The organism is Epilithonimonas xixisoli, assembly GCF_004365655.1.
Classification (GTDB): Bacteria; Bacteroidota; Bacteroidia; order Flavobacteriales; family Weeksellaceae; genus Epilithonimonas; species Epilithonimonas xixisoli.
The window spans coordinates 620,800-634,846 of sequence record NZ_SOEO01000001.1 but is presented as its reverse complement, the minus strand read 5'-3'; the positions used below and the strand labels follow the sequence as shown (position 1 = coordinate 634,846).

Here is a 14,047-nt window from a genome sequence, read left to right as displayed (position 1 = left end):
TGAAAATGAACAACGAACAAAATACAACCCAAAATTCCAGCAAAATCATATCGAAACCGAGAATTATTTCGGGCGTTACGCTCATTATATTATCAATCGTTTTGACGCTTTCTTTCGTTTCTTATCTGATGAATTGGAAAGCTGACCAAAGCCAGGCCGGAACTATGGCAGACAAAACGGTAGAATCTTCCAATCTGTTTGGGAAAATCGGTGATTGGCTGGGTAATCTTTTCATTTTTGAAAGTATTGGTGTTGCGGCATTTGTGGTGGCATTTTTGTTTTTTGTTTTCGGAACATTGGTTTTCAAGAAGAATTATTTCAAACCTTGGAAAACCATTTCGCACAGTTTGTTTTTCATTTGCTGGACGCCAATTTTCTTTGGTGCTGTTACGAATGGTGAAGGCGTTTTGGGCGGTGTTTACGGTTATCAGATTATGGATTATCTCAAATCTTACATTGGTTCCGTTGGTCTTTGGATGGTACTTTTGGTGAGTTTTGCTTTGTATTTTGTTTTGGAATTCAATCTAAGACCAAGCTCTATCAAAAATAAACTGAACGACATTAATGATAACACTTTCGGGAAACTGAAAGGTCTGATGCCAAATTCCGAAGAAGAATTTGACGCAGACGAAGAACTTGAAAAAGAAATTGTTCCTGAGAAATTAGTCGTAAAGGAAACGCCGGCTAAAACTGAAAATGATTTTAGTAATATCAAAGTCACTCAGGAATTTGAACCAATCAAAACACCAAATCAAACGTCTTTCAAAGAAGAAATCATAGAACCAATCAAGGAAATCATTCCTGAGCCAATCGTTCTCTCTTCTACTCCATCGGAACCTCAAAAACCGATGGTGCAAACTCCAGTTGCTAAAGTTGAAGATGATTTTGCCTTCAATGTAGAAATTAAAAAAGATGAAGATTTTCCAGTAACGTCCGAGCAACAAAAATCTGATGACCTCGTTAGTAAACACGGTTTGTACGATCACAAATTGGATTTGGCTAAATTCCAAATGCCATCTGTCGAATTGCTGAAAGATTACGGAAACGAGGAAATTACTATTAATAAAGACGAACTCGAAGAAAATAAAAACAGAATTGTTGGTTTATTGAAAACCTTCAACGTTGGAATTTCTGAAATCAAAGCTACGATTGGTCCAACAGTTACACTTTACGAAATTGTACCAGAAGCGGGAATCCGAGTTTCTGCAATCAAAAAATTACAAGACGATATTGCTTTGAATCTTTCCGCACTTGGAATCCGTATCATCGCTCCAATGCCAGGAAAAGGAACGATTGGAATTGAGGTTCCAAGAAAAAATCCGACAATGGTTTCTATGCGTTCGGTTGTAGCTTCTCCGAAATTCCAGTCAGCTGATATGGATTTGCCAATCGTTTTTGGTAGAACTATTTCCAACGAAGTTTTCGTTGCCGATCTTGCAAAAATGCCTCACCTTTTGATGGCTGGTGCAACTGGACAAGGAAAATCGGTTGGAATTAACGCCATCTTGACTTCATTAATTTACAAAAAACACCCAAGCGAATTGAAATTCGTAATGGTGGATCCGAAGAAGGTTGAGCTTTCTTTATATTCGAAAATTGAAAGACATTATTTGGCAAAATTGCCTGATACAGAAGATGCGATCATCACAGACAATGCAAAAGTAATCAATACTTTGAACTCGCTTTGTATCGAAATGGATCAGCGTTATGATCTTTTGAAAAATGCTTTCTGTAAAAACATCAAGGAATACAACGCGAAATTCGCTCAAAGAAAACTGAATCCAGAAAATGGACACCGATATTTGCCTTACATCGTTTTGGTTGTTGATGAGTTCGCTGACTTGATTATGACTGCAGGAAAAGAAGTTGAACATCCGATTGCACGTTTGGCTCAGTTGGCAAGAGCAATTGGAATCCACTTGATTGTTGCAACACAAAGACCATCAGTCAACGTAATTACCGGTATGATCAAAGCCAACTTCCCTGCGAGGATTGCATTCCGTGTAATTTCGGGAGTTGACTCCAAGACAATTTTGGATTCGCCAGGAGCGGAACAATTGGTTGGACGTGGTGATATGCTTTACTTCAACGGAAATGATTTGACACGTTTACAATGTGCCTTTGTAGATACGCCAGAAGTGGAAAGAATTGCAGAATTTGTTGGCGAGCAAAAAGGTTATCCTGACGCTTACCTTCTTCCAGAATATTCTGGTGACGAAGGAAGTTCAACAGTTGGTGCTTTTGACCCGAACGAGAAAGATCAACTTTTTGAAGATGCAGCGAGAATCGTAATTTCTACACAACAAGGATCAACATCTATGCTTCAAAGACAACTTAAATTAGGTTACAACAGAGCCGGAAGAATTATGGATCAGCTGGAAGCGGCAGGTGTAGTTGGCGGTTTTAATGGTGCGAAAGCGAGAGAGGTTTTGATCTCTGACCTTGGTTCTTTGGAACGGTTGTTTGATGAGTTGAAAGGGAGATAAACTTAATATAAACGCTAAATTAATTTAGCGTTTTTTTGTTTGTGCTTAATATTAATTCAAATCAACTTAGTCGCTATTTACATTTCTTTTCGTAATTTCATTTAAAATTTTATCAGATGAGAAAATTATTTTTAATTACTACCCTATTTTCTTTTGGATGCTTATTTTCACAAACTAAAAAAGAAGAAAAAAAACTAAAGGCTGAAGTTCTCCCGACAAGACCTCTATCACCACATATTAGTGCAAAAATTGACACAACAAAAGTCTTAGACTTGAAGAAGGAAGATTCCAACAGTCGCTTTTACAAAAATCTATCTGACGAAAAAGCTTCTCAATACAAAATGCTGAAAAAGATAATACCTTCCTATAATTATCAAACACAAAATGTAGAGACTTTAAAAGTTGACACAATTCAAAATTTAAACAAAATAAAACCTCAAGGTAAATAAATGTCCACCCACGAACTCCTCTACAAAGCCATAAAAATCGCTACCAAAGCACACAAAAAACAAACCGACAAATACGATGCACCTTATCTCGGTCACGTTTTCCGAGTGATGAACGCCGGAAAAACCATTGACGAAAAAATCGTTGGCGTTCTGCACGACGTCGTAGAGGATCATCCAGAATTTTCTTTTGAATATCTAAAAGAAAAAGGATTTCCAGACTATATTTTGGAAGCTGTAGAAAGCCTTACAAAACGCGAAGAAGAACATTTGGATTATGATGCATTCGTTGCAAGAATCGAGAAAAGTCCATTGGCAATTGCCGTAAAACTAAATGACCTTCGAGATAATATGGATCTCACAAGATGCACCACATTGCTGGAAGAAAAAGATTTAAAAAGATTCAACAAATATCTGAAAGCCTATCTTTATCTGATAGAAAAATATTAAAACCAAAAAGGTCAAGCAGATTGTTTCTACTTGACCTTTTTTATGTTATTATTTCAGTATTAATCCACCATCGGAATAGAAAAATCCCTTTCATCATCAGAAGGATCTATCGTAAAGTTCAAAGCAAAATATAGAAAATGATAGTTCTCGTTTCGCTTCTGCGTGAATTCCCTCTGGAACATATAGCCCGTAGTAGCCGACAAAGAATTGTTGAACTGATAACCAAAACCAGCAAAACTTCTGTTCCGTTTGAAGTTTGGTTCTACCGCACCAAAAAACAATTCTTCAAAAGCATTCAAAAAAAAAGTTCCCTCTTGCACTTTGGAATTATTGATTGGTAAAGTTCCACTCAATCGGTATCTGTAGCGCACAGCTTCTGTATTGGTTCCCGTCTGGCTAGCGTAGAAAAAGCGTTTTTCCGCTCTTCCTCGGTGATCCAATTTCAAATCACCTATCTTGTGAGAAAAAGTATATTGCAACCAAATTCGGAATTCTTCTTGTGAAATCTTCCGCTCTTCATAAGTTCCATATCTTCCCGCACCCACAAAAATCTGATGGTTTTTGATATAATTGTATCCCACTCCACCTTTCGTTTCATAGTAATCAATCACGGTATAATCCTTTCTCGCACGTATTTGTCCTTCCCCATAAAGCATTAATTTCGGAGAAATTTTATACGTCAGAGACATCATATTAAAACCAGAAAGATGATCTTGCCCGAAAACCAAACTTCCTGAAAGAACCAATAAAAACGCTAACTTTTTCACGTCACAAATATAATCAAATCCCGAATTGATAAAAATAAATATTTGGGCGTATCCCTTTGTTTTTGCTCAGACGTTTTGCTATTCTATCGAAATTCTCCAATCAGCAAAAAACAAGCGGGTCGGGCTGTCCGCTATTATCTTTTTGTCCAGAACATTTCTTCTCCAAATTGACATTAATCCAAAGACAAAAAGGATAACCACTACCATCCCTTACGTGGGGTTGGTCAACAAAAAAAACCTTTCAATAAAATTGAAAGGTTTTATAAAATATTTCGAACAAGTTTTTATCCTAATAAAAGCGTCAATGGGCTTTCAAGATAAGTTCTCAATGTTTGCAAGAACTGAGCTCCTGTTGCGCCATCAATTACTCTGTGGTCACAAGCCAATGATAATTTCATTGTGTTTCCAACAACGATCTGTCCGTTTTTCACGATTGGTTTTTCAACGATTGCTCCTACAGATAAAATTGCAGAATTCGGTTGATTGATGATCGATGTAAACGTCTCGATTCCGAACATTCCAAGATTTGAAACAGAGAAAGTAGAACCTTCCATTTCGTTAGCTTTAAGCGCTTTTGTTTTCGCTCTTCCAGCCATATCTTTTACAGATGCAGAGATGTCGTTGTAAGACATAAAGTCTGTATTCTTCAATACTGGAACCACCAATCCGTCTGGAACAGCTACTGCTACCCCAACGTTGATGTTCCCGTGGTGGATGATCTTATCACCTGCCCAAGAAGAATTCACTTGTGGATGTTTTCTAAGTGCTACTGCAACCGCCTTGATCACCATATCATTGAAAGATACTTTGGTGTCTGGCACAGCGTTCATTTCTTTTCTCGCTTCGATTGCTTTATCCATGTTGATTTCAACAGTCAGATAATAATGTGGCGCAGTAAATTTACTTTCACCCAATCTCTTAGCGATGATGTTTCTCATTTGAGAATTCACAGTTTCAGAATCTTCTCCCGGTGTGAATGCTACACTTGGCTGAGCAGAAACTGCTTTCGGAGCTGAAGCTTCAGCTGCTGGTTTTGCAGACGGCTGATAATTTTCAACATCTTTCTTCACGATTCTTCCATTCTCCCCAGAACCTTTGATGGCTTTGAAATCTACCCCTTTATCTTCAGCAATTTTCTTAGCCAAAGGAGAGATAGCGATTCTTTCGCCTGTAGATGATGCAGCTACTGGTGCTTCTTCTTTTTTATCTTCAGATTTAGTTTCGGTTTTTGCTTCCGCTTTTGGAGCAGCTGCTTTTTTACCACCACCGGAAACCACACCAGAAACATCTGTTCCAGCAGGGCCGATGATTGCTAAAATCTTGTCAACTTCCGCAGCGTTACCCTCAGCAACACCTTGGTATAATAAAGTTCCATTCACTTCAGATTCGAAGTCCTGAACTGCTTTGTCAGTTTCAATTTCTGCAAGGATGTCACCTTCTTTCACCGTATCACCAACGTTCTTTTGCCATTTGGCAACTTTACCTTCGGTCATTGTATCAGAAAGACGAGGCATTGTGATCACCTCTACACCTTCTGGAATATCAGCAGAAGATGAACCTTCGTCAGCAGTTTCTACAGCTGTAGATTCACCTTGGGTTTTTGATTCTTCTTCAGATTTGCTTTCAGCTGCAGCTTCTGGTTTTGCACCGCCACCGTTAGTCAAAGAAGAAATATCTTCGTCTTCTTTACCAATGATTGCCAAGATAGAATCTACTGGTGCAGCAGAACCTTCCTCTACGCCTACGAATAAAAGTGTTCCGTTGATCTCGGATTCAAAATCCTGAACCGCTTTATCTGTTTCGATCTCTGCAAGAATATCACCTTCTTTTACAGTGTCACCAACTTTTTTGTGCCATTTTGAAACTTTGCCTTCCGTCATCGTATCCGACAAGCGGGGCATCGTAATTACTTCTGCCATAATTTTTTTTATAAAATTAATTATTTTCTAATTTGTTGATGAATGGATAATCCGGAGTGGAATATACATAATCGTAAAGTTTAGAAGCGTCTGGATATGGAGATTCTTCCATAAACTCAACACACTCTTCTACGAAAGCTCTTGATTTTTCTTCCAAAGCGTCCAATTCTTCTTGAGAAGCCCAGTTGTTTTCTAAGATTCTGCTTTTCACAATCTCGATTGGATCTTCCAATTTATATTGTGCCACTTCGTCTTTGGATCTGTAAGGTTCAGCATCTGACATAGAGTGACCTCTGAAACGGTAAGTTCTAGCTTCGATAAAAGTTGGCCCGTCTCCTCTTCTCGCTCTTTCGATCGCTTCGTAAGCTGCTTCTGCTACTTTCTCTGGATCCATCGCATCTACAGGAAGACAAGGCATTTCATAACCTAATCCTAATTTATAAATATCCTCGTGATTGGCTGTTCTTTTCACAGAAGTTCCCATTGCATAACCGTTGTTTTCACAAACGAATACTACTGGAAGTTTCCAGTTCATTGCCATATTGAAAGTCTCGTGAAGCGCACCTTGACGTACTGCACCATCTCCCATAAAACAGATATTTACTGCTTTTCTGTCAAAATATTTGTCTCCAAAAGCAATACCAGCTCCCAAAGGAATCTGACCTCCAACAATACCATGACCACCATAGAAACGGTGCTCTTTGCTGAAAATGTGCATAGAACCTCCCATACCATGGGATGTCCCTGTTGCTTTCCCGCAAAGTTCTGCCATAATTCTTTTAGGATCTACGCCCATTGCCATTGGATGGATATGGCATCTGTATGCCGTAATCATGCTGTCTTTGGACAGATCCATTGCGTGGGTAAAACCTGCAGGAATCGCTTCCTGACCGTTATATAGATGTAAAAAACCTCTGATTTTTTGTTTTAAGTAAAGAGAACGGCATTTGTCTTCAAACCTTCTCCACATCGTCATTTCTTCGTACCATTTAAGGTACACTTCTTTAGAAAATTCTTTCATTGTAATTTCGAAATATGTAGCAAAAATAAGAAAAAAAATCTTTCTTTATTGTATGCATATTATCATATTTTTCCATTGTCTAAAATCATTACACTAAATTAATATGAGAATTTGCGTAATCGATTGCAAAATCTTTGAATAATAATCAAATTTAGAAATTTGCAGAAGCTGATAATTTTTGTATCTTGAAATCGAAATATTTGTGAATGGAAATCAAAAATCCTATTGTTTTTAATTTTTCGAAAGTGATTTCGAACTTCTTCAATCCGCTGGTTTCTCTGGTAATCTACTTTTTCTATTACAGTTACAGAAATTACACTTGGGAGCAGGCTTCGAAAAAGTTTTTTCCGATTTTGCTTTTGCTTATCATCCCTACTGCGCTTTGGATCTATCGCAATGTGAAGAACGGGAACTACACCAATATGGATGTTTCGAATCGGAAACAGAGGCATTCACTTTATATCTTTATTATTATTGCGACCGTTGTGTTTCTAGGTGTTGATTTTTATCTTCACAAAGAGATGGACTGGACGGTTTTTATGCTTTGCATTTTATTAATACTTATGCAAGTGAGTAATTTTTTTATTAAAAGTTCGATGCATACGAGTCTCAATATCTATGTTGCTGCATTGTTTTTTGCAATAGAACCTATTATAGGAATGTTTTGGTTCCTACTTTCTATCGTAATTGGTGTTACAAGAGTAATTCTGAAAAGGCATACGCCGAAAGAAGTTTTCTCTGGTGCAGGCATTGCTATTTTTGTATCTTTGATTTACTTGATTCTGGTAAAAGCTATTATTTTCTAAACTATGCTTATGATTTTACAACCTCTTACAACTTCTGAAGAAGAAGTGATGCAACTCATCTGGAACAAAGGTGAAATCTATTTTCGCGAATTGATGGATATTTTCCCAGAACCGAAACCTCATCAAAATACCATTTCCACCTTTCTGAAAATCTTGGTAGAAAAAAACTATTTGACCACAGAAAAACAAGGCCGAATAAACCTATACAGGCCTTCGGTAACATTTGTTGATTACAGAATGTTTGTTTTGAAAAGATTTCTAGAAAACTATTTCAATGGTTCCGGAATTGAACTTTTTGACATTTTGATGAATGACGAATTGATAGCTACAGATGATTTCTTTAAATACATGGAGTCCAAAAAGGTTTTTGAAAGCAAAAAAACAGAGCCAGAAAATCCAATCCAGGATTACATCAAAGAGATAACTGGTGAGAAAAAAACTAAGAAGAAAGACAAAAAGAAGAAAAAGGATAAGAAAAAATAATTTTTCTAAGTCATCAAAAAAACGACAAAAAAAAGCGATCAAAATCTGATCGCTTCTATTTTTTTCCAGTTGGAAGATATTACCAACGGTTTCCACCGCCTCCACGGTTTCCTCCTCTATCTCCACCTCCGTAACCACCGCCACGGTTGTTATCGAAAGATCTTCTTGGTTTTTCTTCTCTTGGTCTAGCTTCTGTTACGTTAAGAATTTTTCCGTTAAATTCTTTTTGGTTCAAAGCGTCTACCGCTTGTTTTCCTTCTTCGTCACCCATTTCTACGAAACCAAATCCTTTTGATCTCCCAGTATCTCTGTCAGTAATGATTTTTGCAGAAGAAACTTCTCCAAATTCTTCGAATAATTCTTGCAACTGATAATCCTTTGTTGCGTAATTGATGTTTGAAACAAAAATGTTCATTTTAAAAAAAATTAAGTTAACTGTTGTTTTAATATTATATTAAGGAAAAACAACAAAATGACATTATTGATTTCAAATATAACTGGGTGCAATTTACAATTATTTTTGAATAATCAGAAATTTTGATATTAAATTTAAATATTATGTAAAATTACACTACTCCACCTCGCTTCCCTTACTGGCTTCCAGCAACTTAAACCAATCTATTGTCTCCAAATCAATCAATAAAGATCGGTTCAATTTCCTAATAGTTTCTGTTTTCGATGTCCCAATTACAGGCAAAATTTTCGCTGGATGTTTCAGAAGGAAAGCCAAAAGAATTTGATTTTCCTCTGCATTATATTTCGGGCAAAGAACTTCCATTATTTTTTTGATTCTAATATTTTGATCTGATTTTTCTGAGAAATAATTACCCAAGACAGACCAAGCCATCGGGCTCAATTTCTTCATCATCATTTGATCCAAAGTTCCATCTTCAAAGGATTTTGTTTGATTGATGGAAACTTCAATTTGATTTGTAATCAACGGAAAACATTCATCCAACAATTCAAATTGGGAAACGGAAAAATTGCTGACACCAAAGTCTTTTACTTTTCCACTTTCTTTCAATTTAAAAAATGTTTCTGTAATCTCCTCAGGATTCATCAATGGTGACGGACGATGCAACAAGAGAAGATCCAAGTAATCTGTGTTTAGATTTGTAAGGCTTTCTTCCACACAATTGAGAATATAATCCGAGTTATAATTATAATATTTGAGTTCAGAAGGTTTTTTATCCGAATTCATTACGATGCCGCATTTGGAGACGAACTGGACATTTTCTCGGTCAATATTCATTTCTTTCCATGCTTTTCCGAAAAGTTCTTCCGTGGTATGATTGCCATAAATATCCGCATGGTCAAATGTTGTGATGTTTTCCTCCAAGCAAACTTCTATCAATTCCTGCACATTTTTTTCAGAATGATTTGCACCCCAAATACCCCACCGCATTGTTCCTGCAATTAAATTTGAAAACATAAATATTTTTTTTGCAAATATATTGTGATAAAGACAAAATACATTGATAAATTTGATTTGTCAGAATTTGAAAACTTCTCTGTCAATTTTTTAAAAGAATATTATTATCGCTACGAAATTTAAAATCATTAAAATAAAATTTTAGGCTTATGAAAAAAATTACTTTTTTATTTATGCTGACTGGCGCTTTCCTCAATGCCCAGTTTACAACGCCCGGAAACGGAACAAGTTACACATTGTCAACCTTATCTGCAGCAGCTCCCAATGTTCTTCAAAATATGGGCACACATTATCTGATGACAGAAAACATCACAATTTCCGCCACAGACAAACTTACCATAGACGAAAACACAACATTGAGTGTGAATGCTGACAAAGCGCTTTATGTTTTCGGGGAATACCGCACAACTGCATCTAATTTTTTGATCAATGCTGTGGATTCTGGTTTCCCTTTCAAAGGTATTCAGTTTGAGATTGGATCTTTTGCAGAAATGAAAAATACAACTGTAGAATATGGCGGTGGCGTAAGAGTTTTAACCGACAGTTTCTTAATGGACAATTGCGTGATTCGTAAAAATGTATCAGGTGTTGCCACAAATGGCGCCGTGAGTCTTTTCCGTGGAAATCCTGTGATTAAAAACTCTCAGTTTATAGAAAATTTCCGGGCAGGCATTGCTTCAGGAACTTCTACAGGAGGTTCTGTAACGATAGAAAACAACTATCTTTTTGGAAATAATACGGGCAACAATAATTCGCCCCAAATCAATATCGGAATGTCCGTGACTGACTCGGTAAAGGTCATTAATAATACGGTTATCGGAAACAGAAGCCTTACAAAAGCTGGTGGAATTGGCGTCTCTATGCTGACTGGCGGCTCAACTCGTTTCAGAATCGAAGGAAATACGGTAAGAGACAATCGATACGGTATCACTTCAATCGGTGGCGGTGCATCCGGAATTATCAAAAATAATATTCTTGAAAATAACAATAGTGAAAATATTCCTAGCGATGGCGGAAGTGGAATTTCTATCTATGCAGCTCAGAATATCAAGATTAGAAACAATCAAATCCGAGGAAATCTTTGGGGAATTACGGTTCTTTCAAACGGAACTTTGGATCTGGGAACTGAAACGGATAAAGGAAACAATATTTTTAGAGACAATGCAAACACAGGAGACACCGTTGCATTTTTCAACAATACAACAAACCAAGTCAACGCTATCGGAAACTGCTGGAGAGAGGGTGAACTTTCTACAGATGCAATGGTAGAGGAAGTTTTAGGAAGTCAAAATCCAAATACAATTTCCTACAAACCCTACGATTGTGCTTTGCCATTATCGGTTTCTGATGTTTCTAAATCATCTGTCAGAATCTACCCAAATCCAAGCAAAAATAATTTCTTCCTAGATACTGAAAATGCAGGAAACATCGTAATCCAGGATCTTAGCGGAAAAGTAGTTCATTCTTCCATCGTGAGCAAAGGGAAGAATGAAATCAAAACCAATTTGCAATCCGGCGTTTACATCATCACTCAGCAATCGGATGGTAAAAAATCAAGTACTAAACTGATCATTAAATAGTTAATTTAAAAAAAATAAAAAATAATGTAAGCATCACAAATCGTGGTGCTTTTTTTATGAAAATACTAAAGAGAACATATAATTAATAATCTTAAAACTGTCTTAAAGTCTCTCAAAAAATGCCAGTCCCAAAAGAAATATTGTATTTTTGGTAGGTTTTAATAAAATTTACAAATCATAAGTTTTTTGATATGAAAAAAATCTTCATTTTTTTTATGTATGTGGTTGGAATGATGCAACTTAACGCACAAGATAAAATAGACAAAGCGATTGAAAATCTGGAGCAGAATTATACACAGGAAAAAGTGTATTTGCTTTTGGATAAAGACAAATATGTTGTCGGGGACAATATCTACTTCAAGTCTTTTGTTTTCAATGGTTACGGGCGATCTGCCATTTCGAATACATTGTTTGTGGAACTCTACGACCACAGTAAAAATCTGGTGGACAAAAAAACAGTTTTTCTGAAAAATGGAGAAGGTGACGGAACTTTTGTTTTGACAAACTTTTTGAATGAAGATGTTTATTTCATCCGTGCTTACACGACTTGGATGGCCAATTTCTCTGAGGAGTTTAATTTTCTAAAACCAATTCCAATCTACAATCCAAATTCTGAGCAGAAATTAGTTCAAGATAAAAATACCAAATGGACCGCCAACGTTTTCCCGGAAAGCGGAACTTTCATAGATAATATTGCTACAAAATTTGCCGCCAGAATTTTCTCACAAGGTAATCCACCACAAGCTTGGAGCGGATATGTGATAGACTCTGAAAAGCCAAATGAAAAATTAGCAAGCTTCAAAGGATTGGATCAAAATGTTGGAATTTTTACCATCACTCCAAAATTTGGAAAAACATACAAAGCGATAATTGAGGATAATAAAGGTAATAAACAAACGGTAAATCTACCAGCAGTTGCCAATTCGGGAATTAATCTTCAACTGACAAACGATGCAAAAGGCATTAATTATAAAATAAAGGGAAACAATCTCACGCAAGGTCTGCAAGGCTACACCATCGTAGGAACCATCAACAACCAAATGGTTTACAGAGCCAATATAAAAACCACTGCGAGCGATGCCACAAGCAATATTCCAACAAAAGTAAGCAATGATGAAACGGCAGTTTTGCATATTACCATTTTCGATGACAAGCAGAATCCGGTTGCACAACGACTCTTTTTCGTGAATCCAAAAAATCTGAATATTGATGAGCCCACCTTGGCTTTTTCTATGAATAATGAACCGCGCGCTTTTAATAGTTTTGATATAGAACCAGATTCGGATTACAAAAATTTTACGATACTTGTGAAAGAAAACAATCTGAGCGAAAACAGGAATGAAAACTCGCTTCTAAGTGCAAAATGGCTCACAGGAGATTTCACGTCATCAATCTTCAATCCGGCTCAGTATTTTGAAAAAAATGCTAATGCGGAAGCTTTGGACGCTCTATTAATCTCAGAAAAATGGAAAAGATTTGATTGGGAATCTCTCTTGGCTGGGAAAACGCCAGAGTTCAATTACAAACCTCACAAGAATCTTTCTTTCAAAGGAAAAGTAACAAACAATGGCAGATTTTTACCCAACAAAAACATCAATCTTTTGCTGAAAACAGAAAAATCAGAAAAGAATTTTGTGCCAGCAGTAACGGATAACAATGGATTTATTTATCTCGACAATATCTATTTTGATGAGCCATTGTCAGTTTCTTATTACCTTAATAAAGACAAAAAAGAAACTTCAGAATCGGACAATCTGAATATTGTTTTTCAACCATTAATCACAAATATTCCTTACAGAAATACACTTCCGACTACCAATTATTCGCTTGTAAAAGCTACCGCAAATTCATCCACAGATCCTGCGATTGCAAAATCCCTTCAAAATAGAAAGAACCAGCAAGCCCTAAAAGATTTTGACCAGGAAACAGCGATTGAAGAAGTGAAAGTAACCGCGAAAAAAGTGGATAAAAAGGCAGAGCTGGACAAAGAACTTTCTACCGGAAGATTCAACAGTATGAATGCCACCATCTTTGACCTCGTGAATGAAAACAAAGACGCTCAAGCTTCGCAAAACATTCTGCAATGGTTACAAGGACGTGCAGCTGGACTTACTTTCCAAATGGATCAATCAGGAAATCTGGTTCCGAGTATCCGTGGTTCACAAGCGAGTTTATTTTTGGATGAGATGCCTGTGGATGCGAGTATGATTAATTCTATCCCCGTAAGCAACATTGCGATGGTAAAAGTTTTGAAAGACGGTGGTTTGATTTCTAATGCAGTTGCCATCTACACAAAACGAGGAAATATGGTGTCTGACGAAGACAAAGGAAAAGATCAAGAAAAAGTAAACAAACTGGTGCTGAGAGGCTATGACAAATCTGTGGAATTCGAATTGCCAGATATTACCAGCGATGCTTACAAGAAAATTACAAAAGACACGCGGGAAACTTTGTATTGGAATCCTTCTCTGTCAGAAGAGCCGGGGCTTGCGCCAAGAGCAAAATTTTTTAATAATGACGATGCTAAAAACCGCCAAATCATCATCATTAGTTTTGATAAAAACGACAGACTTCTTTATTATAATGAAGTGAAGTAATCGAAAATTAATAAAAAACTAAAGGACTTTCCCAATAAGAAAGTCTTTTTTGTGGTCTGA

At 36.7% G+C, this 14,047-nt stretch carries 12 protein-coding genes; 7 read left to right on the top strand and 5 right to left on the bottom strand.

Features of this window, described 5'->3' with window-relative positions:
• Positions 1–5: 5 nt before the first annotated feature.
• From B0I22_RS03005 to B0I22_RS02995, 3 genes are all read left to right on the top strand, one after another.
• A complete protein-coding gene (locus tag B0I22_RS03005; protein ID WP_133943147.1) occupies positions 6–2,486 on the top strand; it encodes an FtsK/SpoIIIE family DNA translocase in 2,481 nt (826 codons plus the stop codon).
• A gap of 116 nt (positions 2,487–2,602) precedes the next feature.
• Complete coding sequence (locus tag B0I22_RS03000) at positions 2,603–2,935, top strand: hypothetical protein (RefSeq protein ID WP_133943145.1); 333 nt, start codon at positions 2,603–2,605, stop codon at positions 2,933–2,935.
• A complete protein-coding gene (locus B0I22_RS02995; protein ID WP_133943143.1) occupies positions 2,936–3,382 on the top strand; it encodes a phosphohydrolase in 447 nt (148 codons plus the stop codon). It abuts the gene before it with no gap.
• A 59-nt stretch (positions 3,383–3,441) separates the two neighbouring features.
• Here the strand turns inward: B0I22_RS02995 and B0I22_RS02990 are convergent, their stop codons facing one another.
• The 3 genes from B0I22_RS02990 to pdhA all read right to left on the bottom strand — a co-directional run bounded on the left by B0I22_RS02990 (position 3,442) and on the right by pdhA (position 7,089).
• Positions 3,442–4,149, bottom strand: a complete 708-nt coding sequence (locus tag B0I22_RS02990; RefSeq protein WP_246022130.1) for a DUF2490 domain-containing protein — start codon at positions 4,147–4,149, stop codon at positions 3,442–3,444.
• Positions 4,150–4,433: 284 nt separating this feature from the next.
• Positions 4,434–6,068, bottom strand: coding sequence for a pyruvate dehydrogenase complex dihydrolipoamide acetyltransferase (locus B0I22_RS02985; protein ID WP_133943141.1), 1,635 nt, complete (start codon positions 6,066–6,068; stop codon positions 4,434–4,436).
• A 16-nt stretch (positions 6,069–6,084) separates the two neighbouring features.
• Complete coding sequence (gene pdhA / locus B0I22_RS02980) at positions 6,085–7,089, bottom strand: pyruvate dehydrogenase (acetyl-transferring) E1 component subunit alpha (RefSeq protein WP_133943139.1); 1,005 nt, start codon at positions 7,087–7,089, stop codon at positions 6,085–6,087.
• Between the two features lie 206 nt (positions 7,090–7,295).
• Here pdhA and B0I22_RS02975 point away from each other — a divergent pair, with 206 nt between their 5' ends.
• Positions 7,296–7,895: a phosphatase PAP2 family protein gene (locus B0I22_RS02975; RefSeq protein ID WP_133943137.1), complete on the top strand. Its 600-nt coding sequence runs from the start codon at positions 7,296–7,298 to the stop codon at positions 7,893–7,895.
• A gap of 9 nt (positions 7,896–7,904) precedes the next feature.
• Positions 7,905–8,378, top strand: a complete 474-nt coding sequence (locus B0I22_RS02970; RefSeq protein ID WP_166668165.1) for a BlaI/MecI/CopY family transcriptional regulator — start codon at positions 7,905–7,907, stop codon at positions 8,376–8,378.
• A gap of 79 nt (positions 8,379–8,457) precedes the next feature.
• Here the strand turns inward: B0I22_RS02970 and B0I22_RS02965 are convergent, their stop codons facing one another.
• Together B0I22_RS02965 and B0I22_RS02960 are read right to left on the bottom strand one after the other, a co-directional pair.
• Positions 8,458–8,793, bottom strand: a complete 336-nt coding sequence (locus B0I22_RS02965; RefSeq protein WP_133943133.1) for an RNA recognition motif domain-containing protein — start codon at positions 8,791–8,793, stop codon at positions 8,458–8,460.
• A gap of 156 nt (positions 8,794–8,949) precedes the next feature.
• Positions 8,950–9,810: an aldo/keto reductase gene (locus B0I22_RS02960; RefSeq protein WP_133943131.1), complete on the bottom strand. Its 861-nt coding sequence runs from the start codon at positions 9,808–9,810 to the stop codon at positions 8,950–8,952.
• A gap of 149 nt (positions 9,811–9,959) precedes the next feature.
• Between B0I22_RS02960 and B0I22_RS02955 the strand changes: the two genes are divergently transcribed.
• Both B0I22_RS02955 and B0I22_RS02950 read left to right on the top strand, forming a co-directional pair.
• Positions 9,960–11,390 carry a right-handed parallel beta-helix repeat-containing protein gene (locus B0I22_RS02955; RefSeq protein WP_133943129.1) on the top strand — a complete coding sequence of 477 codons (1,431 nt, stop codon included), beginning with the start codon at positions 9,960–9,962 and terminating at the stop codon, positions 11,388–11,390.
• Positions 11,391–11,581: 191 nt separating this feature from the next.
• Positions 11,582–13,987, top strand: coding sequence for a hypothetical protein (locus B0I22_RS02950; protein ID WP_133943127.1), 2,406 nt, complete (start codon positions 11,582–11,584; stop codon positions 13,985–13,987).
• The last annotated feature ends 60 nt before the right edge of the window (positions 13,988–14,047 follow it).

Excerpts from the sequence above, each read along its gene's own strand:
- B0I22_RS03005 (WP_133943147.1), top strand. The coding sequence starts at position 6 with ATGAACAACGAACAAAATACAACCCAAAATTCCAGCAAAATCATATCG.
- B0I22_RS03000 (WP_133943145.1), top strand. The coding sequence starts at position 2,603 with ATGAGAAAATTATTTTTAATTACTACCCTATTTTCTTTTGGATGCTTA.
- B0I22_RS02995 (WP_133943143.1), top strand. The coding sequence starts at position 2,936 with ATGTCCACCCACGAACTCCTCTACAAAGCCATAAAAATCGCTACCAAA.
- B0I22_RS02985 (WP_133943141.1), bottom strand. The coding sequence starts at position 6,068 with ATGGCAGAAGTAATTACGATGCCCCGCTTGTCGGATACGATGACGGAA.
- pdhA (WP_133943139.1), bottom strand. The coding sequence starts at position 7,089 with ATGAAAGAATTTTCTAAAGAAGTGTACCTTAAATGGTACGAAGAAATG.
- B0I22_RS02975 (WP_133943137.1), top strand. The coding sequence starts at position 7,296 with ATGGAAATCAAAAATCCTATTGTTTTTAATTTTTCGAAAGTGATTTCG.
- B0I22_RS02970 (WP_166668165.1), top strand. The coding sequence starts at position 7,905 with ATGATTTTACAACCTCTTACAACTTCTGAAGAAGAAGTGATGCAACTC.
- B0I22_RS02965 (WP_133943133.1), bottom strand. The coding sequence starts at position 8,793 with ATGAACATTTTTGTTTCAAACATCAATTACGCAACAAAGGATTATCAG.
- B0I22_RS02960 (WP_133943131.1), bottom strand. The coding sequence starts at position 9,810 with ATGTTTTCAAATTTAATTGCAGGAACAATGCGGTGGGGTATTTGGGGT.
- B0I22_RS02955 (WP_133943129.1), top strand. The coding sequence starts at position 9,960 with ATGAAAAAAATTACTTTTTTATTTATGCTGACTGGCGCTTTCCTCAAT.
- B0I22_RS02950 (WP_133943127.1), top strand. The coding sequence starts at position 11,582 with ATGAAAAAAATCTTCATTTTTTTTATGTATGTGGTTGGAATGATGCAA.